This window comes from Streptomyces sp. NPDC058685, from assembly GCF_042714725.1.
In the GTDB taxonomy this organism is placed as follows: Bacteria; Actinomycetota; Actinomycetes; order Streptomycetales; family Streptomycetaceae; genus Streptomyces.
On the sequence record NZ_JBHXSL010000030.1, the window covers coordinates 49,096 to 71,397 of the forward strand.

The window sequence follows — 22,302 nt, forward strand, 5'->3', positions numbered from 1 at the left end:
GTACGCCCCACGCCCGCCCATGGGATCACATGGGCGGGCGCGAGTCGCAGGGAACGGAGGTCAGCCGGTCGGGAAGTTGTCCGCGGACCGGATCCGGTCACGGACCCACACACCGGCGGGCTTCAGGGGCCCGGTGCCGGTCCAGGGACCGTTGCTGTTGCAGGTGCCGTCCTTGAAGACGGCGCCGGAACGGCTGTCGTCGGAGTAGTTCCAGTTGACCCAGCTGATCTTCTTGCTCGCCATCAGGTCGATGTACTGCTGGGAGCGGGTGAAGTTGTTCCCGCCGTCGCCCGAGGCCGTCTGGGTGCCGAACTCCGTGACGAACATGGGCAGTTTGTCGGCCGCGCGCGAAAGCGTGTCGAGGTATTCGCTGTCGTGCGACGCCGCGTAGAAGTGGAAGGTGTACATGATGTTGGACGCGTTGACCGGGCTGTTCACGATCTCGGTCTCGTCGGCGCCCTCGGAGACGCCGAGGGAGGACCAGGCGCGGGTGCCGACGAGAACCGGGGTGTTCGGGTCGTTCTGCCGGATGACCGGGATGAGCTGCTCGGCGTAGCTCTTGATCCGCGACCAGCTCACTCCGCTGGGCTCATTGGCGATCTCGTACAGCAGGTTGTTCTTGTTGCCGTGGCGCTGGGCGATCTCGGTGAAGAACGTCTTGGCGCGGGCGAGGTTGTGGTGGGGGTCGCCCGGGGTGAGCATGTGCCAGTCGACGATCGCGTACATACCGCGCGCGGTGGCCTGTTCGATGATCGAGTGGACCATGTCGGTGAACCTGCGCGGGTCGGTCTCGTAGCCGCCCTCCTGGATGTACATGGAGATGCGCAGGACGTCGGCGTTCCAGTCGGTCGCCAGGGCGTTCAGCGAGCCGGTGGTCACGCACTGGTTGTACCACTGGAGGCCGTGGGTGGACATGCCCCGCAGCTGGATGGGCTTGCCGTACTGGTTGCAGAGCTTGGTGCCGCAGACCTTGAGCCGGCCGTTGATCTCCACGGGGGTCCGGCCGACGGGCGGCGGGCCTCCGGCGTCGGTGGCCAGGCTGTCCACGTTGGGGCCGCCGTTGGCGGTGGTGGCGGTGGCCCGGATGGTGTTGGCGCCGGCCCTGAGGGCGGCGGTGACGGTGGCGGTGTTCCAGGAGGTCCAGGCTCCGGTGCCGGGGAAGGCCCGGTCGGCGGCCACGACGGCTCCGTTGACCGTGATGGTCATCGGCCGGTTGACCGTGGTGCCGTTGGCGTAACGGAGGGTCAGCGTGGTGCTGCCCGCCTGTGCCGCGTTGACGGTCCACTCGACATGACTGGCGGTGCTGTTGTTGTAGTTGACGAAGCCGCTGCCGGTGAAGCCGGCGTGGTTGGACTCCACGACTCCTTGCGAGATGGCGGCGTTCTCGGCCTCGTGGGTGACGGCGGCCGCCGCTTCCGGGGCCTCGGCGGCCGTGGGGGCCGCCGGTGCGGTGGGGGCCGTGGTGAGGCCGAGGAGCAGAGCGGCGGCGAGGGTGCCGACGCCGCCGAGTGAGCGTAACCAGTTCCTTGACGGTCTCATGGGTCTCCGTTGCCTGTTCGTGAGGGGGCCCGGACTAAAAGGAAACTTTCCTAACCGGATGGAATAGCAGTCCGGCTCTCCCGCTGCAAGGGCCATGACAAGAATGATCGGCGGCGGTGATCGCGGGTGACTCGTACGGTCGCGGCCTGTGTGCGCGGCCGCGGACCCGCTTCTAGCGTGAGGACATGATCCGGTTCGAGCAGGTCAGCAAGGTCTACCCGGACGGCACGACCGCCGTCGACGGCCTGTCCTTCGAGGTCGCCGAAGGTGAACTCGTCACGCTCGTCGGCCCTTCGGGCTGTGGCAAGACGACCACGATGATGATGGTCAACCGGCTGATCGAGCCGACGTCGGGCCGCATCTTCGTCGACGGTCAGGACATCTCGGGTGTCGACCCCGTCGCGCTGCGCCGCCGGATCGGCTACGTCATCCAGCAGGTCGGCCTCTTCCCGCACCGGACCGTCCTCGACAACACCGCGACCGTCCCCGCGCTGGTCGGCTGGAAGAAGGCGAAGGCCCGCGCACGGGCGGCCGAACTGCTCGATCTGGTGGGCCTGGACCCCGCGACATACGGCTCCCGCTATCCGGCGCAGCTCTCGGGCGGTCAGCGCCAGCGGGTGGGTGTCGCCCGCGCCCTGGCCGCCGACCCGCCGGTGCTGCTGATGGACGAGCCGTTCGGCGCGGTGGACCCCGTGGTGCGCGAACGGCTGCAGAACGAGTTCCTGAGTCTCCAGGCCACGGTCCGCAAGACGGTGCTTCTGGTCACCCACGACATCGAGGAGGCGGTACGGATGGGTGACCGTATCGCCGTGTACGGAGAGGGGCGCATCGAGCAGTTCGACACCCCGGCCGCCGTGCTCGGGACGCCGGCGACCCCGTATGTCGCGCACTTCGTCGGCGCGGACCGCGGACTGAAGAGGCTCTCGGTCACGGTGATCGAGGAGCACGACCTGGAGCAGCCGCCGGTCGCGCGTCTCGACGAGACGGCGAGGTCGGCCGCGGACCGGCTCCGCGAGGAGAACTCCCGCTGGGCCGTGGTGCTCGATCCGGGAGGCGATCTGCACGGCTGGGTCTCCGCGGAAGCCCTCGCGATCGCCGGCGAGCGGGGCGCGGTCGGCGAGCTGGCCCGCCGCATGGAAGCGTGGGTACCGCTCGGAGCGCCGCTGAAGCAGGCGTTCAGCGAGATGCTCCAGCACGACGCGGGGTGGGTCGCCGTGGTGGACGGCTCCCGCTTCGTGGGGGTACTCACCCCGGCGAAGCTGCACGAGGCGCTGCGCCGGTCCGTGGACGCGGACGCGCAGGGCAAGAGGCGGGACGAGGTCGACTTCGACTCGGTCTCGGACGCGTAGGGCGGGTCGGCCGGGTCGGGCGGGTCGGCCGGGTCGGGCGGGTCGGGCGGGTCGACTCGGCCGCAGAGAATCACGGCTCGACCTCGATGAGCGCCGGGGGGATGACTGATTCGCGCTGCCGCCCAACCCCTGTGTCCTGTACGGCTGTTGACGGACCATGAGGTATCCGTCGACCTGCCCACGACCTCGTACCCGGCGGGAGGCGTGCACGACGTCGGTTACGGTGCTGGGTGTGGTGATCACGGGAGGGGACACGGCGGCACCGGGTACCGCGTTGCTGATCGCGGCCGCGCCGGTCGGTAAGGGGCGTCTGATCGACGCCAGTTCGGTGCTGCCCGCGCTGGCCGCCGTACCGCCGAGTGCGCTGACGGGCACCGCCGCCGCGACGGTGGTCGAACTCGCGGACCCGCTCGACCCGCAGACCGTCCTGACCCGGATCCGTGCCGCGGCCGCCGCGGAGGGCCCGGTGTTCCTGTACATCGCCGGTCAGCTCCAGCTCGACCGCAAGCAGCGCCTGCCCCATCTGGCGCTCGCGCGGTCCACGCCCTCGACGATGCGGTACACGGCCTTGCCCTGGCACTGGCTCGGAGCGGAGCTGATGATCAGACGGCCCGGCACCACGACGATGGTCGTGGATCTGGTCGCGGACGCGGAGACGTGGCCACGGGTGGCCCGGGAAGGACTCGGTCTGGGCGCCGGCGTGCATCTGTACGGCCGCGTCGCACCGCCCCCGCAGCGCGGGGACGCGGTGGGCCCCGCCTACCTCGCGGCCTGCGCCTCCATCTGGCGCAGCGGCTCCCGGCCGACCCTCGCGGCGCTGCACGAACAGGCCGCGCTCCAGGCGGGGGTGGACGGTGCGCTGCTGCTGGCGCCGGCGGCGGGCACGCCACCGCACGGGGCGACGACGGGTGGCGGGTACGTGCCCCTCCCGCACGGAACGACGGAAGGGAACGGGTTCGGAACGCTCCCGCCCGCGGCTCTCCCGGTAGCTCCTCCGGTCCCGGCGGACGGCGCGTACGCGCCCGTCACCGCCGTCCCGTACGCGACCGCGCCGGCCGGCGGGGGCGGCGCGCCGACCGATACCCGGCCGGCGCAGCTCCCCGTCGCGCCCCTCGTCGCGGCGGAAGCACCTGCCCCCCTGCCCCCATCTCCCGGCACCGACCCTGCGCGCCTCCTCCCCGCACAGGCCACCGGCAGCACACCCCCGGCGCCCCTGACGCCTTCAGGCCCCGGTGCGGCCTCCCTGAGCGATCCCGCCGACGGCGGCGACCCTCATCCCGCCATCCTCGCCGCCGCCCACGCCGGGCGGCATCACGAAGCCGCGGCGGCCGCCGCCTCGTGGGAGCAGCAGGCCCTGCGCAGCCATGGGCCCGCCTCACCGGAAGCCCTGCACTGGGTCGAGGTACGCGCCGATCTCGCTCGCCTCGCGGGTGATCCCGCCCTCAGCTGCGAGCTGTGGATGGCCGCTGCGGAGACCCGGCTCACCCGGCAGCAGGCCGCCGACGATCCCGATGTCGAGGGCGCCGTCGACCGTGCGCACCACCAGTGGGAGCAGATCAGGGACGTCGCACGGGCACGGGCGCTGGCACCGGCGCTCGTCGCCCTGCGGCGGCGCGTCCCGGGCCGTCAGCGCGGAGCCCTTCAGGTCCTGCAACGGCGCCTGGAGCATCTGCACGCCGAGCGTCCGGTCGGCCGCGGCACCGCCTGACCGTCCCGGAGTGTGGCCGTGGTCACGCACTCCTGCCCCGGACGGGGCGCGGACGGCCCGGAGGGCCCGGGCCGCCACGGCTGTGACGTACATCCTGTCGGTGCTCCGGCGGACGCCCTTACGCTGGCCGGCCCCGCACGCCCCGGGCACGCGAGTCCTCGCGACCCGACCACGCAGTGGTGACAGCACCACGGCGGGCACAGGGAAAGGACCGTCCACCATGCCCAGTGATCTCTCTCCGGTCATCGCCGCCTCCGCGCGCTGGCTGCTGTCGGCGTTCCCGCCGGCGGCCGGCCCGCTGAACGACGCCCTGGCCGAGGCCCAGGCACGGCATGCGGTCGCCATCGCCGCCTCCCTGCGCTACCCCACCGCGCTGGACGCCGAACTGCTGGACCTGCTCGGCCCCGGCGGTTCCGGCCGGCTGGACGCCGTCACGGGCGCCGATGCCCACCCGCTGTGGGCGACGGAGTTCGACTGGCGCACGCGCGTGGACGAAACCGTGGTCAGCTGGGCGGCCTGTCTGCTCGCCGACGCCGATCTTGCCGCCGTCGCGGCGGCGTGCACGGCCGCGACGCATCACGGCGCGGGCGGGATCGGTGGTGCGGGCGGCGGCATCGGCGGCGCGCGCCGGCTGACCGTTCCGAGCCCCCGCGATCACCGCGCCGCGCCGCTGCTGCGGCATCCGGACCTTCTCCACCCCATCGCGGACCTCCACCGCGCGGCACTGGTCGAGCTCCTCTCGCCGGCTCCCACCGCTGCGGCGCCCGGCGGCGCGTGACGTCGGGATCGGGGGCGTGCGGTCCGGTCACGAACCGGGCTCGGGCAGCAGCCCCTTGGACTCCAGGTAGTCCCTCGCCACGTCCTCGGGCAACCGCCGCCAGCTGTCGACCTGTTCGTTCATGGCCGCCAGATCCGCCGTCGTGAGCACCGAGTTGAGCTTGCCGAGTGCATTGGTGACGCCGGCGCTCCCGGCGCGTGAGCGGTTCACCACCGGCACGATGTAGTCGGCGTTCTGCAAGTGCTTGTCGTCCTCCAGCAGCACCAGACCGAAGTCGTCGAGCGTCCCGTCCGTCGTCGTGGTCAGCACCATCTGGTCCTGTCCGCTCTGGACCGCCTGTTTGGCCTGGGTGGTGCCGACGCCCTTGGGGTCCACCGCCGTGATGTCGATGCCGTACGTCTTCTTCAGCCCCGGCTCGCAGTACGGCCGCTGGACGCACTCGTCACCCGCCGCGAGCCGTACGGGTTGGCGCGATCTGCCCAGGTCGCTCAGCGTCTTGAGGTGGTGTTTCTCGGCGAACGCCGCGCTCACCGCGAAGGCGTTCTGGTCGACGGCCTTCCCGGCGTCGAGCACGGTGAGACCGCGGGGCGTCGCCAGCCCCCGCAGGGCCGTCATCGTCACCGCGAGGTCGGGTGAGCCGACGGTGCCCGCCTTCGGCCCGTTGGCTTTGGCGTTCAGCCAGTCGGCGAAGGTGGCCGCGTACTCCGGGACCACGTCGATCTGCCCGCTCTCCAGCGCGGGTTCGTAGATCTCTCGGTTGGTCACGGACAGGATCTCGGTGCTGTAGCCGGCGTTCTGGAGCAGCAGCGCGTACATCTGGGCGAGCAGATCGCTTTCGGTGAAGCCCGCGGATCCGATCGTCAGATTCCTGCTGTCGCCGGGCGATTCGGTGACCGCGCCCTGGTTCTCCAGCGACGGGCCGGTCGCGCAGGCCGTGAGGAGCGCCAGCGAGGCGACGGCGAGAGCGTGGCGGGGCCTCATCCGCCGCTCCCCCGCCCCCACCCGGGTGCCAGCCGCTGCCCCAGTTCGAACAGTCCCTCCACGAGCAGGGCGAACACCGCGACCAGCACCGCCCCGGCGACCACCTGAGGGGTGGAGGCGAGGTTGAATCCCGCGGTGATGATCCGGCCGAGCCCGCCACCGCCCGCGAGGGCGGCGATGGTCGCGGTGGCGACCAGCTGCACGGCCGCGATCCGTACGCCGGTCAGGATCAGCGGCAGGGCGAGCGGGATCTCCACGCCGAAAAGCATCTGGCGTCCGGTCATCCCCATCCCTCGGGCCGCGCGGACGACGTCCGGGTCCACTCCGCGCATGCCGACGTAGGCGTTGGTCAGCAACGGCGGAACGGCGAACAGCACCAGCGCGATGATCGTCGGCCAGGAGCCGTAACTGCCGATCGGGCTGAGCAGCAGCAGGACCAGTACGGCGAAGGTGGGCACCGCGCGCCCGACGTTGGAGATGTTGACGGCCAACGCACCGCCCTTGCCGAGGTGTCCGAGGACGAGGGCGACCGGCAGGGCGATCAGACAGCTCAGTCCGAGGCACACGACGGTGAGGAACAGATGCTCGCCGAGCCGGTTCCAGACGCCGTTGGCGCCCGACCAGTTGGCGGCGCTGGTGAGCCAGTCCCAGGAGGCGGAGAGGGTGTTCATGCCCGCCCCCGTCGCGTCCACGGCGTGGCGAACCGCTGGACGAGCAGGAGCAGCAGGTCCGCGGCGACGGCGATGACCACGCAGAGCAGGGACGCGGTGAGCACCTGGGCCTTGAAGTAGGTGTTCATTCCCGCGTAGATGAGGTTCCCGAGACCGCCGTAGCCGACGATCGCGCCGATGGTGACCAGGGAGACCGCGGAGACCGTCGCGATCCGCAGTCCCGCCATGGCGGCGGGCAGCGCGAGCGGCAGTTCGACGGCGAGCAGCAGGCGGATGGGGCCGTAGCCCATTCCGCGTGCCGCCTGCCGGGTCTCCTGGGGCACGGCTCGCAGTCCGGCGAGGATGTTGCGGACCAGCAGGGTGAGCGAGTAGAGGACCAGACCCGCGATGACGAGCGAGGCGGAGAGCCCGTAGGCGGGGAGCAGCAGCGAGAACATCGCCAGCGAGGGGATCGTGTAGAGGACGGTCGTCACCCCGAGCACGGGCCCGGCGGCCCAGCGCCAGCGGCGGGCCGCGACGGCGAGGGGGACGGCGAGGAGCGCAGCGAGCGCCACCGCGATCAGGGTGAGCTGGAGGTGCTGGAGGACGGCGTCCCAGAGGATCTCACGGCGGGTGGACACATAAGCACCGCAGATCCAGTCATTGTGCGCGAGGCAGTCGTCGGGGGTCGCGGTCACCTGTTCATTGCAGCCCGGCCGGGGCGCTGACCGCGCGTTCTGCTCGCCTGTCCGGGTGCCGTCGGGTCCGGCCCGGCCACCGTGGACCGCCGTGACCAGGTGATCCAGATATGTGATCGGACACAAGTTACCTAAAGGTATGTAGTGACTTCCCATGCGGGCAGCAGTAGAACGTGTTCCCATTCGTCAAGAGTGAGGAACATCACATGACCGACGCTCACCTGCACGACAAGACCCCCAAAGGCGTATCGCGCCGTCGATTCATCACAGGAACCGGTTCCATTCTGGGCGCCGTGACTCTGGCCGGTCACACCACCCCCGCCCAGGCGAAAGCCGCCCTCGTGCCCGCTCCGATTCCGCCGGGCGCCCATGTCCCGGCCCTCGTGATCGGCACCGGCTACGGCGGCTCGGTCGCCGCCCTGCGTCTCGCCCAGGCGGGCATCGACGTGCACATGGTCGAGATGGGGATGGCCTGGGACACCCCCGGTCCGGACGGCAAGATCTTCGCCAACACCACCAAGCCGGACAGACGCTCCTACTGGCTGCGCACCAAGACCAAACAGCCCCTCAGCAACTTCCTCGGCTTCCCGATCGACAAGGCCATCCCGCGCTACACCGGGATCCTGGACGCCGAGGAGATGGGCGGGATCATCGTCTACCAGGGGCGCGGAGTCGGCGGCGGCTCCCTGGTCAACGGCGGTATGGCGGTCACCCCCCGCCGTGAGAACTTCCCGGCCGTCCTCCCCTCGGTGAACGCCGACGAGATGTACAACGTCTACTACCCGCGCGCGAACGCCGCGCTCGGGGTCAGCACCGTCGACCCGGCCTGGTTCGAGACCGCGGAGTGCTACCAGTACGCCCGGGTGGGCCGTAAGCACGCCCAGCGCTCCGGCTTCCCGTTCGTGTTCGTGCCCGACGTGTACGACTGGGACTACATGAAGCAGGAGGCGGCCGGCACCGTTCCCAAGTCGGCGCTGGAGGGCGAGATCCTCTACGGCAACAACTACGGCAAGAAGTCCCTCCAGAAGACCTACATCGCTCAGGCCAGAGCGACCGGCCGGGTCGCCATCTCACCGCTGCACAAGGTCACTTCGGTCCGCCCGGCCGCCGCGGGCGGCTACACCGTCGTCATCGACGAGATCAACACCAACGGCGACACGGTCACCACCAAGAGCGTGACGGCGGACAAGGTGTTCTTCGCGGCCGGCAGTGTCGGCACCAGCAAACTGCTGACCAAGCTCAAGGCCACCGGCGCACTGCCCGGCCTGAACTCAGAGATCGGCAAGGGCTGGGGCGACAACGGCAACGTCATGTGCGGCCGCGCCAACCATCTGTGGGACCCGACCGGCAAGCTCCAGTCGTCCATCCCCTGCTCCGGCATCGACAACTGGGCCGCCGGGGGCGCGTTCGCGGAGGTCGCACCGCTCCCCACCGGAATCGAGACGTTCGCCTCGTTCTATCTGTCGATCACCAAGAACCCGCACCGGGCGCAGTTCACGTGGAACGCCGCGACGGGCACGGCCGATCTGAACTGGCAGACGGCCTGGAAGCAGCCTTCCATCGACATGGCCAAGACGATCTTCGACAAGATCAACGCGAAGGAAGGGACCATCTACCGGACCGACCTCTTCGGCGCCTACAAGATCTGGGGAGACCATCTCACCTACCACCCGCTCGGCGGCGCGGTTCTGAACAAGGCGACCGACAACTACGGCCGCCTCCACGGCCATGCGGGTCTGTACGTCATCGACGGCGCGCTGATCCCCGGAAACACGAGCGTCAATCCGTTCGTCACCATCACGGCGCTCGCCGAACGGAACATCGAGAGAATCATCGCCACGGACCTGTAGCAACGAGACCTGTAGCAACGAACTGACCGGCAACGACCGGCGGAGGCCGAGGGACGAGCCTTCACGCGGGTCGGCCGGGAGCCGGGGCCGGCCCATCTCACCGAGCGGCCCCGGACACCTCAGTGGGGCAGGACGCACACCGCGTCGAGACCCAGCACATGATTGAGCCTGCCGAACGCCAGCCAGGAGCCGATGCTCATACTCAGCTCCACGATCTCGTGCTGGCTGTAGTGAGCGGTCATCCGGGTCCAGAACTCGTCGTCGAGACCGTGGTGATCCAGGGCGTACCGCTCCGCGTACTCGGCGGCCAGCCGGGTGCGGTCGTCGAAGGCCGTCGTGGTGCGCCACTGCGTCACCGCCTCGGCGAACTCGTCCTCGACCTTCTCGCCGTCCCGGTCGGTGCGCCAGTCGAGGCAGAAGAGGCATCCGTTGATCTGCGCGATCCGCAGCCGCGCGGCCTCGAACTCACGCAGTCCCAGGGTCGTGTGCTCGTACACGGACAACGAGAAGTTGGCGGCGGCCATGCCGATGCCCGGGACCATCTCGCCCCAGACATAGCCGATCGGCTCCTGCCCCTCGGGAATGTCGATGTTCATCGCCGGCTCCTTCCGAGCCTGCCGACTGCGGCGCGCAGCGGGACGTCGAGTGCGTCGTAGAGTCCGGGTTCCGCTTCCACCAGCCAGTCGATAGCGTTGACCAGCCTGCCGACCGCGGTGGCGTTCCCGCCCGCCGACCGGTTCTCCCCCTCGTCGGTGGCCTCGACCGTGACCTCGATGCGCGGGCGGCCCTCGATGATCACCCTGTGCGCGCCGGCGCCGTCGGGCGGTGTGGGCCAGTGGGGTGCACAGGACGGGTGGATACGGGTGACGTGCTCGATGACGATGCGCGGCTCACCCTCGACGATGCCCTGCACCTCGAATCGCACGGCCCCCTGGGTACCCGCGTCGAAGTCGCCCATGGTCCTGGTGCTGACCGTGGTGTCGAGCGGGCACCGGTCCAACGTCTCGCGGATCTCGTCGAGTTCGACTCCGAGCGCCCTGGCCATCAGCCGTATCTGTCCGCCCCACACCATGGTGGGGATCGACGGCGCCAGCATCAGCGGCTCGTAGTCCATCGGCTGGCCCATGCCGACCAGATACCGGACCGAGTCCGGCTGATCGTAGGTGGAGTAGTCGAAGATCTCCTGGCAGCGGATCACGTCCACGGAGGTTCCGAGGCCGCTGATCAGCAGCGGCAGTACGTCGTTGCCCCACCCGGGGTCGACGCCGGAGACGAACAGCGATCCGCCGCCGTCGGCGATCGCCGCCAGGACCGGGTCGCGCAGTTCCTGGGGGGCGTTGCGCTGGTCGTAGAGCGCGTACAGCGCGGGGGTGACGACCACCGCGCCGGCCCCGACGGCCCTGACGATGTCGGCCTGGGCCTCGTCGGGGCGGATGTCACCGGATGCCGCGTACACGACGGCCCGTGGACTCGCGGCCAGCACCGTGTCGATGTCGTCGGTGGCGGTGACGCCCAACTCTTCGCTCAGGCCCGCGAGGTGGCCCGCGTCGCGGCCCACCTTGTCGGGGTTGTGGACGATGACGGCCGCGAGTTTCAGCGCGGGATGAGCCTCGACGGCGCGGATGGCCGCGCGGCCGACATTGCCGGTACCCCAGACCACCGTGGAAATCATGCGGCGGAGGGTAGCGCGGGGCCCTTGACGTTCCTAGAGCCATGAACGACCCGAAACGAGGAGTTGCACGACGGGTCGCGACGCGCGCGCTGCGGGCCCGGGTGCGAGAAGCACCCGGGCCCGCCCGCCACCGTGACGAACCGTCAGGCGGCCTGTACTGCTGTGCCCGCCGTGGCCGGCGCGACACCGAAGATGTCCACTGCGTGGTAGTACGTCCAGGCGGTGCTGTTGCAGGCGGTCCTGGTCGCCCCCGAGTAGCCGGCGCAGACGCGCTTGAGGTCCTCGTAGAACGCCGAGTCGATACGGGACTTGTTGGCGGAGAACGTGCCGGCGGCCTTGTAGTTGCGGTACCCGAAGTCATGGCGGGCACAGGCCGTCTGGAAGGGGAAGCCGAACGGGTTGTCCGGCGAGGAACTGCAGTAGTCCGTCGTCCAGTTGAATCCGTACGCGGCCCAGGCGCCCTGGTTCTGGCGGGCGGCGTTCCACGCGTTGTAGCTGGAGGCGCTGGTCTGGGTCCAGGAGCTGAGGACCTGCGGCTTGTCGGCCGGTGCGGCCGAGGCGGACGCGGCGGGGATCAGGGCCAGGGGCACTGACAGGGTGACCACGGCGAGAGGGAAGGCGAAACGGCGGCGCATGCGGAACCTCCGTGACTGGGGCCTTGTCGCCTCGTGGGCTCTCACGAGGCGCTTTCAGCGTGACGTCATGTCCCTGTCAGGGCTAGATGGCAGATGTCACGTGCCACTGAATTTCCCTCGGATTCAGTTCCGCGCTTCGGCGCTTCGCCCGCCGAGGGGCGAAAGTTCAGGCGAATGGCCCCTCGCCGCGGCGTCAACTCCGGTATGGAGAAGGGTCAGCAGGGAGCACTCGACGGCCGCCTCGGTCTCCCTCGCCGTCGCATCAGCCTGCTGTTGGTGGTCGGCGTCACGGATGTTGCTGTGGGCGAGGGCGGACGGCTCTGCCGTATGAGCGCGGTGCGCGGCAAGGGGGACGGGCCCAGGGGGCGTCAGTTCTCGGCCGCCACCTTGTTCAGCACCGTGCCCTTGAAGTCCGCCGCCAGATATCCGGACGAGCTGTAGTCGTCCGTGAGATAGACGTTCACCGTGGGGACGTCCTCGAAGACGGGCCCGCGGACGATGACATAACGCATCGTCGGCTCGCTGATGCCCAGCTCACGGTCGGCCCGCGTGATCAGCGTCGGCAGCTTGTCCCACGAGACCTTGCTGACGTCGACCGGTCCCTCGTCCGTGCCGATCACCGTGCCGCCCGGCCCCTGCTTCGACGCGCGGCCGTCGCGGTACTCGTAGCGGTCGTACTTCTTCCGGCTGCCCTTCACCGGGACCTGGGCGATCGCGTACTCCTCGTACACGACGAGTTCGAAGAACTTCGTGGTGTGCGCCGTGGTTTCGAGCGCCTTGATCACCTCGCGCACGCCGGCGGGCGTCAGCAGGTCGGCGGCCTTCTGCGACGGCGGCAGCGCTGCGTTGTCCGGCTGCTCCGTGCCCTTGTCCGAGGCGCCGCCCGGCGTCCGGTCCTTCTCCGAGCCCGAGGCCCCGCCCGTCGCGGCCGGGGTCTTCCCCGCCGAGTCCTTGTCCCCGTCACTGCCACCGGGAAGGATCTGGAACAGCAACAGCGACACCGCGGTGATCGCCGCGGCGGCACCGACGACGACGGCGATCCTCCTGCCGCGGTTCGGCCGGCGCGTGGCGGGCTGAGGCCCGGTGGCCGGCTGGGGTGTGTGGCCGAGCAGCAGCGTCGAGGGGTGCGGCGGACCGAAGGTTCCGAGCGGTGCACCCGGTGGAAGGTCCTGCACCGCGTTGACAGGAGGCGAGTTGTGGGGTGCCGCGTAGGGATGAGCAGCGGGCGGTGGCGGCGTCCCGCCGGGAACCTCCCGTCCGGCACCGTCGAGCATGGCCGCCAGCCGTTCCGCGTCCGGACGCGCGGCCGTGTCGCGTACCAACAGGGCGTTCAGCACGGGAGCGAGCGCTCCGGACCGCACCGGCGGCGGAATCGGCTCGTCGAGAACCGCGACCAGGGTCGACAGACTCGTGCCGCGGCGCAGCGGATGCGTGCCCTCCAGGGCGACGTAGAGCAGCATGCCGAGCGACCACAGGTCGGAGGCGGGGTTGCCCTCCTCGCCGCGGATGCGTTCGGGAGCGATGTATTCCGGCGAGCCGATGAGGTCACCGGTCGCGGTGAGACCGGCGGACTCGCGCAGCGCGGCGATGCCGAAGTCGGTCAACACGGGGCTGCCGTCCCGCCGCAGGAGCACATTGGCGGGCTTGACATCGCGGTGCTGGATACCCGCGCCGTGGGCCGCGCGCAGCGCGGACAGCACGCCCCGGCCGATGTCGAGGGCCTCGGGGACAGTGAGCGGCCCGCGCGCGAGACGGTCGTGCAGCGACTCACCGTCCACCAGCTCCATCACGATCCACGGATAGGGGTCGGGGCCGTCCACGATGTGGAAGATGGTGACCACGTGCGGATGCGCGATACGGGCGAGCGCCCGCGCTTCGCGCAGGACGCGCTCACTGAGCATGCGTGCCCGGGCAGGGTCCGACTCCTCCACCGCCGGATCCGCGGGCCGCACCTCCTTCAGTGCCACTTCGCGGTGCAGAACGATGTCGCGGGCCCGCCACACGGTGCCCATGCCGCCGCTGCCAAGCCTGCCGAGCAGTTCGAAACGGCCGTCGACAATGCGTCTGCCGGCCCCCCTGGTGTCCATGGCGGATCAGCTTACGAGGCCGGGACCGGCCGCATGGACTCGCATCGGGCATCGGCGGGGAGTCCCCGGTGCTGATCGGCGTCGCGGGCTGTCCCCGTCGGCGGTGAACGCGCATCGGACACGCCCGTCGCACCTCTCGCGGTGACGGCCGTCCGTGCGGACGGCGGTCCGGTCGAAGAGGGCGAGCCGTCGGGGCCGGTGGCTGCCGACGTAAAATTGCGGGAGCGAAGTCCGCACTCGGAGACGACGGGGGATCCGCGTGAGGTGCGCACCTCACGGCGGTGCCCGAGAGCCTGCGGGCGTTCGAGGAGGCCATCGATGCCGCACCGTCTGTTCCACGATCGCCGTGACGCCGGCCGTGAGCTGGCCGGGCTCCTCGGGCACATCGACGATCCGGAAGTGATCGTTCTAGGGCTGCCGCGCGGCGGTGTCCCGGTGGCGTACGAGGTCGCCCTGTCCCTGGGCGCCCCGCTGGACGCCTTTCTGGTCCGCAAACTGGGCGTTCCGGGTCATGAGGAAGTCGCCATGGGAGCGATCGCCGGCGGTGGCGTGACGGTGCGCAACGACAATGTCATCCGCAGCCTGCGCATCTCCGACGAGACACTGCGCAGCGTGGCGGAGCGCGAGGGCCGCGAGTTGCGGCGGCGGGAAGAGGCGTACCGGGAAGGCCGTCCCTGGCCCGAACTGGCCGCCAGGCCGGTCGTCCTGGTGGACGACGGCCTGGCGACGGGCGCCAGTATGAAGGCCGCCGTCCGCGCACTGCTGGACCAGGAGCCCTCACGCCTCGTCGTCGCGATACCCACCGCACCGGCGTCCGCCTGCCGGGAGTTGGGCACCCTGGTCGACGAGGTCGTGTGCGTCACCACGCCGTTCCCGTTCTCCGCCGTCGGGAACTCCTATGCCGACTTCGGGCAGACGGCGGACCGAGAAGTACGGGAACTGCTGCGCGCGGCGCGGGATCCGGGTCGGGCGCGGCCGGGGCCGCTCGCCCGTCCCGGAGGGTTGGGCGACGCCGAGGGCGGCTCGGAGGCGGAGAGCGGTTCTCCGCCGTAGGCCGGCGCCCGCGTGGTGGGAATCGCTCCGACGCCTCGACCGACCGTGCCCGGACCTCGGCACTGCGGGTCAGCGCACCCGTCCCCGCGCCTTCAGAGGCGTCGGGGGCAGCGTGGGCGCGGGGAGCGGAGCTCCGTCGTAGCCCTTCACCTCACCGAAGCGGGCGCCGTCCATCCAACCGCGGCGGGCGTCCTCGATCTCCTGCTGGGACCGCCCGATGAAGTTCCACCACATGATGATCTCCTCCTCGAACGGCTCACCGCCCAGCAGCATGAGACCGGCGTCGGACTCGGCACGCAAGGGGAGTTCGGTGCGCCCGCAGCCGAGGTAGAGCATCGAGCCGGGCATGAGAGGCACCCCGTCCACATGGGCCTCGCCCGACATGGCGAGCACGGCGTACTCGAAGTCGGGGTCCAGCGGCAGACGCGTCTCGGCGCCACGGGCGAGCGCCAGGTCCGCGCCGACGATCGGGCTGTACGTCGTGCCGGGTGAGGTGGCGCCGTCGAGGGAGCCGAGGACGACCGTGGCGGTGAGTCCGGGCGCGCTGACGACCGGCAGGTCGGTGTGGTGCTGGAAGTGCGGCTCGACCTGGCGGTGGGCGTCCGGGAGCGCCACCCAGAGCTGGGCGCCGTGCAGAAAGCGGGCATGCGGCCGGGGGCTCTCCTCGGAGTGGCTGATCGCCCGGCCCGAGGTCATCAGGCCCAGCTCGCGCGGCCGGATGGTGGCGAGGCTGCCGGTGCTGTCGCGGTGGAGCACCTCACCGTCGTGCAGCCAGCTGACGGTCTGGAGTCCCATGTGCGGGTGCGGCGGCACCTGCATCCCGGGTTCGTCGGCGATGTCGTCGGGACCGTAGTGGTCGACGAAGGCCCACGCCCCGACCATCCGGCGGCCGAGGTTGGGCAGCAGCCGGCGTACCTCGGTGGACTCACCGAGCGGCACACGACGGGGACTGAGGAGCTCACGGACGGGCTCGGCGACGACGAACCCGCGACCGCCGCAGACGGTGGGGGTGGCCTGACGATCGAGATTGCTCATGGCGCTCAACCTATTCCTGTACGAGCGGTGGCGGTCTGCCCCCACGCACCCAAGAGTAGTGGAATGTTCAACCATCCACTTCTGTTGAACGGACCACAGGCAGCAGGCACAAGGCCCGAGGAGGAGAACGGATGAACGACACCTACTACGAGTTCGGCACCGCCGCCGAGCGGTGGGACCGTGCGCAGCTGTTCTTCGGCGCCAAGGAGTACCTGACGGCCGCCCGCATCCTGCGGGGGCTCGTCGCCGAGGAGCCGCGGCAGATCGCGCAGCGGCTGCTGCTCGCGCGCTCCTACTACCACTCCGCCCAGCTGGAGCGCGCCGAGACCGAGCTGCGTGCCGTTCTGGAGCTCAGCCCCGTGGAGCACTACGCGCGGCTGATGCTGGGGCGCACCCTGGAGCGCCAGGGTCGGCCCGCCGACGCGGCCCCGCATCTGCGGATGGCGGCCGCGATGTCCGGGGAGTGACCGCCCCGCACGGCAGATCAGGCGAGCAGCCAGGTGATGACGGACAGGGACGCCATCGACAGCAGTGTCGACAACAGGATGGCGTCCCTGGGCAGTTCGGTGTTCAGCCGGTACTCGGACGCGAAGATGAAGGCGTTCTGGGCCGTGGGCAGACCCGCGCACAGCACCACGGCGTACAGCTCGTGCTCGCCGAGCCCGAACACCCAGCGGGCGAGCACATAGGCGACCAGCGGCTGGACCACCACCTTCAGCGCCACCAGGACCCGGCGTTCGGTCCGGGCCGTCGTGTCGGGCCCGTCCGCCCGGGTCGTGAGGGACATACCGAGAGCGAACAGCGCGGCGGGGACGGCCGCTCCCCCGAGCATCTGCACGGGAGTGATCAGGGGGTCGGGCAGCCGCCAGCCCATCAGCGCGACGGTCACACCGGCCGCGGAGGCCGCGATGATCGGATTGCGCAGGGGCAGACGCAGGATGCGCCGCCGGCGCTCGCGTGCCCCGCTCCCCGCGTCGAGGTCGATCAGTACGAGGATCACCGGCGTCACGAACAGCGTCTGGAACAGCGCCGCGGCGATGAAGAACGAGGCGTCGTCGAGGACGTGCACGGCGATCGGGATGCCGAGGTTCGCGGAGTTGACGTAGGCCCCCGCCATGGCGCCTATGGTCCGGTCGGCCCGTCGCCTGCGGAACACTCGGCGGCCGAGGAGCAGGCCGAGCGAGAACACGAGGACGAGGCTCAGAGCGAAGACCGCGACGCCGGGGCTCACCAGATCCGAGACCTCGGACCGGGACAACGTCAGGAACAGCAGCGCCGGCATGGCGAACGTGAAGGCGAACCGTCCCAGCACGCTCTGCGCCTGGGTGCCGAGCACCTGGGTCCGACCGGCTGCCCAGCCGACGGCGGTGATCGCCCAGATGGGCAGAAAGCCGGAGAGCACGGTCACCGCGCCAGCATGCCCGACGACGATCACGGGCCCGCGGCCGCCCCCGGGACAGTGAGGGGCGGCCACCGGCGTGGCACGCGAACCGTACGGCGCGTTCGGCACGCGGGGTGGCGCCGGGTCGGCTCCCGCGGCGCCGTGGGGTCAGCTGCGGTGGCTGAGCACGTTGACCACGCGTCCGTTGGGATCGCGCACGAAGAAGCGGCGTACGCCCCACTCCTCGTCCCGCAGCGTGTGCACGATCTCCGCTCCCCGCTCGACCATCGCCGCGTGCACGGCGTCCACGTCGTCGACCTCGATGCTCATGTCGGCCTCGACCGGGGCGGTCTCCTCGTGGGTGGCGAACGAGATCTGGGCCGTCGGGTTGCCGGGTGACGCGAGCGTCATGACCCAGCCGAGGTTCATCACCTCTTCCAGGCCGATGAGGCCGTAGAACTCCCGGCTCTCCGCAAGGGATGTGGTGTGGATGTCGGGCACCACGCGGCGTACGGACATGGCTGGTTCCTCCCTGGAGTGGTGGCGGGTGCCGGGGCCCGGGCCGGTCACGGTGCCGGGCCCCGGGAGGGGCTGCGACGGCCACCGGCGGACGGACCGCGGTCCGCGGCCGGCGTCAGCCGCGGTAGGTCTCCATCAGCCGCAGCCACACCTCGCTGATCGTGGGGTAAGCGGGCACCGCGTGCCACAGCCGGTCGAGCGGTACCTCCCCGACCACCACGACGGTCGCCGAGTGCAGCAGCTCCGTCACGCCGGGGCCGACGAACGTGACCCCGAGAACGATCTCGCGGTCCAGGTCGACCACCATGCGGGCGCGGCCGCGGTATCCGTCGGCGAACAGGCCCGCGCCCGCGACGTCGCCGATCTCGTAGTCGACGGCACGCACCCGGTATCCGGCAGCCTCGGCCTCGGCGAGCGAGAGTCCGACGGCCGCGGCCTCGGGGTGGGTGAACACGACCTGCGGGGCGCCCGCCACGTCCGCGGTGGCGACGTGCGCGCCCCAGCGGTCGGTCTCCAGCAACGGCACCTGGCTCGCCCTGGCCGCGATGGCCGCCCCGGCGATGCGCGCCTGGTACTTGCCCTGATGGGTCAGGAGCGCGCGGTGGTTGACGTCACCGACTCCGTACAGCCAGTCGCTCCCCTCGACCCGGCAGGTGTCGTCGACCGTCAGCCACGAACCCGGCTCCAGGCCCACCGTCTCGAGGCCGATGTCCTCGGTCCGCGGCGCCCGGCCGGTGGCGAAGAGGATCTCGTCGGCCTCGATCCGTTCCCCGCTGCCCAGCACCGCCCTGACGGGGCCCGTTCCCCCGGTGCGCTCGATGGACGCGACCTCCGCGTCCAACCGGATCTGCACGCCGGCCTCGGTGAGGGCCTCCGCGAGGTATTCGCCCACGAAGGGCTCCATCCTGGGCAGCAGGCCGCTGCCCCGGATCAGCATGGTCACCTGGGAACCCAGCGCCTGCCAGGCGGTGGCCATCTCCACCCCGACGACTCCCCCGCCGACGACGATCAGCCGTCCCGGCACGGTGTGGGAGCTGGTCGCCTCACGGCTGGTCCACGCCTTCGCGCCGGCCAGGCCGGGCACATCGGGCAGGACCGCGCGGCTGCCGGTGCACACGGCGACCGCGTACCGGGCGGTCAGGACATGGTGCTCGCCCTCGGGACCGTCGACCACGACCTTCTTGGGGCCGTGGAGTCGGCCCTGGCCCCGGTAGAAGCGGGCGCCCGTCGATTCGAGCCAGCCGACCTGGCCGTCATCCTTCCAATGTGCGGCCTTCTCGTCCCGGTGGGCCAGCACGGCCTCGGTGTCCAACGGTCCCTGCACCGCCTGGCGCAGCCCCGGGACCTGGCGCGCCTCCGCACGGGCGGTCACGGGACGCAACAGCGCCTTGCTGGGCATGCACGCCCAGTACGAGCATTCGCCGCCCGCCAGCTCGCTTTCCACCACGGCGGTGCTCAGGCCCGCGGCCCTGAGCCGGTCCACCACGTTCTCGCCGGTGGGGCCCGCGCCCAGCACGACGACGTCGAATTCCACAGCTTCCGTCATGGGGGCCAGTCTGGTGGTGGGTGTGCGTCCTGGCCACATGGGCAGGGGCAGGAATAGCAAGGTCCCGGGCACGGTTGTGCGGGGCAGCTGACGGACCGGGGTTTCCCTCCGGGACGACACACCAGCGAACATCAGGGAGAGGTAGTACGTCATGAGCACTGTTGAGCTCACCAAGGAGAACTTCGATCAGGTCGTGAGCGACAACGACTTCGTCCTGATCGACTTTTGGGCGGACTGGTGCGGCCCCTGCAAGCAGTTCGCTCCGGTGTACGAAGGCGCCGCCGAGCGTCACTCCGACCTGGTCTTCGCCAAGGTCGACACGGAGGCCCAGCAGGAACTGGCCGCCGCGTTCGAGATCCAGTCCATCCCGACGCTGATGATCGTCCGTGACAACGTCGCGGTCTTCGCCCAGCCCGGCGCCCTCCCCGAGGCCGCGCTGGAGGACGTCATCGGCCAGGCGCGGGCCCTCGACATGGACGAGGTCCGCAAGTCGATCAAGGCCGCCGAGGCCAAGGCGGCGGGAACGGACGGCGCGGCCGAGGCCTGACGCGGCTCCCGTCCCGTACGAGGCACCGCCTCACCTGTGGTCCCGGCCGGACGGCCGGGGCCACAGGCATGTCCGGGGCCACAGGCATGTCCGGGTCGTTTCCGCGACTGCGCGACATCAACGGCGCGGCCGGGGTCAACGGTGCCGCCGGGCTGCCCGCTGCGGCGGCACCGGTTCGAGCGGTGCCGCTTCGAGCGGTGCCGACGGGAGTCGCGCCGTGTCGCGTCGTGCTGCGCTGTGTCGTGTCGTGTCGTGTCGTGTCGTGTCGTGTCGTCAGAGGCTCTTCGGCTCGACGACGCGCGCCGAGAGGCCGTAGTCCAGTTCCGCGCCGTCGACCAGAAGCGCCTCGACCGTCCGCGTGGCCGGGTCGATGTCGGCCTCGACTCCCTGGCCCACGTACCGCGGATAGCCGGACTCGCCCCGGTCGCCCGTCGCCGCGACGATGGCCGACCGGATGGCGGCCCCGGCCAGGGAGGCATGATCGTCGCCCTCGATGTGCTCGGGCACCACCAGGATTTCGAAGCGCTGCGGATCGCTGGTCATGCACGTGACGCTAACCACCCGCCGCCCGGCGCGCACGTCGTCCGCCGGACCGCGAGGCGGCCAGGTGCGCCGGGGGGGACGGCGATGGGTCAGCTGGATTCGCGGTGCACAGCCCGGGCGCCCATCAGGTCGTGGATCTCCGGCTCGTCGCCCGGCTCACGGACCATGTTGTCGACCAGCTCGGCCAGCCGGCGGCCGGTCACCATGTCGATGTGCACCGTGCTCAGCCGCGGCCGCAGGAGCCTGCCGAGCAGCAGATCGTCCGCGCCGATGACGGCAGTCGCGCCCGGGACATCGATGTCCTCGTCCTGGAGGGCGCGCATCAGAAGCTGGGCGTGCTCGTCGTTGTACGCGTACACCGCGTCCAGCCCCAGCTCCCGCCAGCGGGCGGCGAGCGCCGCGGCCGACTCCTCGTCGTACGACAGGGGCAGCGGCTCGATGCGGGCGCCGGCGACCGCGGCCGCCCTGCGTGCGCCTTCGAGCCGCGGTTCGGAGAACAGCTCCAGGCCCGGTTCCTCGGGCATCACCACCCCGATGGCCCGTCGACCGCGTGCGACGAGGTGCGACACCGCGCAGCTTCCGATCTCGCTCTGGTCCATGACGAGCGAGTGCGCGCCATCGACCCGTCGCGGGCCGAGGGTTATGACGGCCTTGGCGCCGGAGCGTTTGAGTACGTCGACGCTGTGGCGGGTGAGGGCCACTTCCCCGAAGGAGACGACGGCAACCGGCCGCAGCTCCGCCCAGGCCCTGGCCGCCTCGTCACCCTCGAGTCCGAGGCTGCCGTACTGAACGACGGTGTAGTCGAGCCGGCGCAGCGCCCACTGGAGTTCGTTGAAGAACTGGCTGTAGAGGGGCCCGACCGGGACGTGAGCGGTCGGCAGCAGCACCATCCGGGTGTGCCCGGCGCGCAGGCTGCGGGCGGCGGCGTGGGGGACATATCCGAGTTCTTCGGCGGCCTCGCGGACACGTCGGCGGGTGGGCTCGCTGATGCGCACGGCCGAGGTGTTGTTGAGCACGTAGGAGACGGTGGCCCGGGAAACTCCGGCCAGCCGGGCGACATCGGCGCTGGTGGGAACGGGGCGTTCTGCGGACTGCTTGGGTGTCTGGCTCATCGCCCTCGGCATCCTTCCAGAACGGTGCCGAACGCTGTCCGGTGGATGGCCGGAAACGAGCGCCAGAAAGGGTTTACACGCGTCAGTGACACGCGCCATCCTCGGTCGGCACCCCCGCTTCCTCACCTCATCCGGAGGCCAGTGTGACCGCGCGGTCTCCCGGCTCCGCCGACTCGGCTGCCGGGACCGGCCTGGCGGCTCCGCAAACCCCTCGAAACCGGACCGCCGAAATCCGCCGGAAGCCCGTGGCCGCGAGGAGCCGTGCGGAGCGCCGCGATGTAAGCGCTCTCGGACGGCGTCCCGGCGGTCCGCCGCGGCCGGCCGGCCGGGGCGATCGATCCGTCCCGGAACGTGGCCGAGTTCGGTCTGATCTTCGGCCCGAACTCCCGTGTTCTGACGGCTGGTTGGCGCGTCCGGTGTCGCGTGCCGGGGCGGACGCGGGACCGGTCCCGCGGTCGCGGATCGCCGCGGGTCCGGCGTCGGGTCCGCGTCGGCTCGGGCCGGCCCGGCGGCGGCCGCCGCACAGGTTCGGGTCCGGCGCCGAGTGCCGGGGCGGCTCGGGTCCGGCGTCGGTCGCGGATCGACTCGGGTCCGGTGTCGCGTGCGGGTCGACACGCGA

21 protein-coding genes are annotated in these 22,302 nt (G+C 70.9%); 7 read left to right on the plus strand and 14 right to left on the minus strand.

What is annotated here, in order from left to right:
* Positions 1 to 60: 60 nt before the first annotated feature.
* Complete coding sequence (locus tag ACFWU3_RS23070) at positions 61 to 1,539, minus strand: cellulase family glycosylhydrolase (RefSeq protein WP_384440630.1); 1,479 nt, start codon at positions 1,537 to 1,539, stop codon at positions 61 to 63.
* Between the two features lie 185 nt (positions 1,540 to 1,724).
* Between ACFWU3_RS23070 and ACFWU3_RS23075 the strand changes: the two genes are divergently transcribed.
* The 3 genes from ACFWU3_RS23075 (at position 1,725) to ACFWU3_RS23085 (ending at position 5,374) form a co-directional block, all read left to right on the plus strand.
* Positions 1,725 to 2,888, plus strand: a complete 1,164-nt coding sequence (locus ACFWU3_RS23075; RefSeq protein ID WP_384440633.1) for an ABC transporter ATP-binding protein — start codon at positions 1,725 to 1,727, stop codon at positions 2,886 to 2,888.
* 232 nt (positions 2,889 to 3,120) lie between these two features.
* Positions 3,121 to 4,596 (plus strand): hypothetical protein, encoded by a 1,476-nt coding sequence (locus ACFWU3_RS23080; RefSeq protein ID WP_384440636.1) that lies wholly within the window; start codon positions 3,121 to 3,123, stop codon positions 4,594 to 4,596.
* A 220-nt stretch (positions 4,597 to 4,816) separates the two neighbouring features.
* Entirely contained in the window at positions 4,817 to 5,374 is a 558-nt protein-coding gene (locus ACFWU3_RS23085; protein ID WP_384440639.1) for a hypothetical protein, read from the plus strand.
* Between the two features lie 27 nt (positions 5,375 to 5,401).
* On the opposite strand, the gene ACFWU3_RS23090 is transcribed toward ACFWU3_RS23085, so the two are convergent.
* From ACFWU3_RS23090 to ACFWU3_RS23100, 3 genes are read right to left on the minus strand one after another with little or no spacing between them, the layout of a single operon-like run.
* Positions 5,402 to 6,355, minus strand: coding sequence for an ABC transporter substrate-binding protein (locus tag ACFWU3_RS23090; protein ID WP_384440642.1), 954 nt, complete (start codon positions 6,353 to 6,355; stop codon positions 5,402 to 5,404).
* Positions 6,352 to 7,026, minus strand: coding sequence for an ABC transporter permease (locus tag ACFWU3_RS23095; RefSeq protein ID WP_384440645.1), 675 nt, complete (start codon positions 7,024 to 7,026; stop codon positions 6,352 to 6,354). Before ACFWU3_RS23095 ends, ACFWU3_RS23090 begins: the two co-directional genes overlap by 4 nt.
* Positions 7,023 to 7,703, minus strand: coding sequence for an ABC transporter permease (locus tag ACFWU3_RS23100; protein ID WP_384440648.1), 681 nt, complete (start codon positions 7,701 to 7,703; stop codon positions 7,023 to 7,025). The genes ACFWU3_RS23095 and ACFWU3_RS23100 overlap by 4 nt, the downstream gene beginning before the upstream one ends.
* 206 nt (positions 7,704 to 7,909) lie before the next feature.
* On the opposite strand from ACFWU3_RS23100, the gene ACFWU3_RS23105 reads away from it, so the two are divergent.
* Positions 7,910 to 9,553, plus strand: coding sequence for a GMC oxidoreductase (locus ACFWU3_RS23105; protein ID WP_384440651.1), 1,644 nt, complete (start codon positions 7,910 to 7,912; stop codon positions 9,551 to 9,553).
* 119 nt (positions 9,554 to 9,672) lie between these two features.
* On the opposite strand, the gene ACFWU3_RS23110 is transcribed toward ACFWU3_RS23105, so the two are convergent.
* The 4 genes from ACFWU3_RS23110 to ACFWU3_RS23125 form a co-directional block, all read right to left on the minus strand.
* A complete protein-coding gene (locus tag ACFWU3_RS23110) occupies positions 9,673 to 10,149 on the minus strand; it encodes a carboxymuconolactone decarboxylase family protein (protein ID WP_384440654.1) in 477 nt (158 codons plus the stop codon).
* Positions 10,146 to 11,225 carry a dihydrodipicolinate reductase gene (locus ACFWU3_RS23115; RefSeq protein ID WP_384440657.1) on the minus strand — a complete coding sequence of 360 codons (1,080 nt, stop codon included), beginning with the start codon at positions 11,223 to 11,225 and terminating at the stop codon, positions 10,146 to 10,148. Before ACFWU3_RS23115 ends, ACFWU3_RS23110 begins: the two co-directional genes overlap by 4 nt.
* Before the next feature lie 143 nt (positions 11,226 to 11,368).
* On the minus strand, positions 11,369 to 11,860 hold the full coding sequence (locus ACFWU3_RS23120) for a phospholipase (RefSeq protein WP_384440660.1): 492 nt from the start codon (positions 11,858 to 11,860) through the stop codon (positions 11,369 to 11,371).
* A 368-nt stretch (positions 11,861 to 12,228) separates the two neighbouring features.
* Complete coding sequence (locus tag ACFWU3_RS23125) at positions 12,229 to 13,947, minus strand: serine/threonine-protein kinase (protein WP_384440663.1); 1,719 nt, start codon at positions 13,945 to 13,947, stop codon at positions 12,229 to 12,231.
* A 318-nt stretch (positions 13,948 to 14,265) separates the two neighbouring features.
* Between ACFWU3_RS23125 and ACFWU3_RS23130 the strand changes: the two genes are divergently transcribed.
* Positions 14,266 to 15,000 (plus strand): phosphoribosyltransferase, encoded by a 735-nt coding sequence (locus ACFWU3_RS23130; RefSeq protein WP_384440666.1) that lies wholly within the window; start codon positions 14,266 to 14,268, stop codon positions 14,998 to 15,000.
* A 69-nt stretch (positions 15,001 to 15,069) separates the two neighbouring features.
* On the opposite strand, the gene ACFWU3_RS23135 is transcribed toward ACFWU3_RS23130, so the two are convergent.
* Positions 15,070 to 16,035, minus strand: coding sequence for a pirin family protein (locus ACFWU3_RS23135; protein ID WP_384440669.1), 966 nt, complete (start codon positions 16,033 to 16,035; stop codon positions 15,070 to 15,072).
* Positions 16,036 to 16,166: 131 nt separating this feature from the next.
* On the opposite strand from ACFWU3_RS23135, the gene ACFWU3_RS23140 reads away from it, so the two are divergent.
* Positions 16,167 to 16,502 carry a tetratricopeptide repeat protein gene (locus ACFWU3_RS23140; protein WP_384440672.1) on the plus strand — a complete coding sequence of 112 codons (336 nt, stop codon included), beginning with the start codon at positions 16,167 to 16,169 and terminating at the stop codon, positions 16,500 to 16,502.
* A gap of 17 nt (positions 16,503 to 16,519) precedes the next feature.
* On the opposite strand, the gene ACFWU3_RS23145 is transcribed toward ACFWU3_RS23140, so the two are convergent.
* The 3 genes from ACFWU3_RS23145 to ACFWU3_RS23155 all read right to left on the minus strand — a co-directional run bounded on the left by ACFWU3_RS23145 (position 16,520) and on the right by ACFWU3_RS23155 (position 19,481).
* Positions 16,520 to 17,443: an AEC family transporter gene (locus ACFWU3_RS23145; protein ID WP_384440675.1), complete on the minus strand. Its 924-nt coding sequence runs from the start codon at positions 17,441 to 17,443 to the stop codon at positions 16,520 to 16,522.
* A gap of 141 nt (positions 17,444 to 17,584) precedes the next feature.
* Positions 17,585 to 17,935, minus strand: coding sequence for a VOC family protein (locus tag ACFWU3_RS23150; RefSeq protein WP_384440678.1), 351 nt, complete (start codon positions 17,933 to 17,935; stop codon positions 17,585 to 17,587).
* A gap of 115 nt (positions 17,936 to 18,050) precedes the next feature.
* The gene (locus ACFWU3_RS23155; RefSeq protein WP_384440681.1) at positions 18,051 to 19,481 is read right to left on the minus strand and encodes a dihydrolipoyl dehydrogenase family protein; all 1,431 of its coding nucleotides are present in this window, start codon (positions 19,479 to 19,481) and stop codon (positions 18,051 to 18,053) included.
* A gap of 151 nt (positions 19,482 to 19,632) precedes the next feature.
* On the opposite strand from ACFWU3_RS23155, the gene trxA reads away from it, so the two are divergent.
* The gene (gene trxA, locus ACFWU3_RS23160) at positions 19,633 to 20,028 is read left to right on the plus strand and encodes a thioredoxin (RefSeq protein WP_384440684.1); all 396 of its coding nucleotides are present in this window, start codon (positions 19,633 to 19,635) and stop codon (positions 20,026 to 20,028) included.
* Between the two features lie 273 nt (positions 20,029 to 20,301).
* Here the strand turns inward: trxA and ACFWU3_RS23165 are convergent, their stop codons facing one another.
* Together ACFWU3_RS23165 and ACFWU3_RS23170 are read right to left on the minus strand one after the other, a co-directional pair.
* Positions 20,302 to 20,571 carry a hypothetical protein gene (locus ACFWU3_RS23165; protein ID WP_313942722.1) on the minus strand — a complete coding sequence of 90 codons (270 nt, stop codon included), beginning with the start codon at positions 20,569 to 20,571 and terminating at the stop codon, positions 20,302 to 20,304.
* An 89-nt stretch (positions 20,572 to 20,660) separates the two neighbouring features.
* Positions 20,661 to 21,683 carry a LacI family DNA-binding transcriptional regulator gene (locus ACFWU3_RS23170; protein ID WP_384440687.1) on the minus strand — a complete coding sequence of 341 codons (1,023 nt, stop codon included), beginning with the start codon at positions 21,681 to 21,683 and terminating at the stop codon, positions 20,661 to 20,663.
* Positions 21,684 to 22,302: the final 619 nt, after the last annotated feature.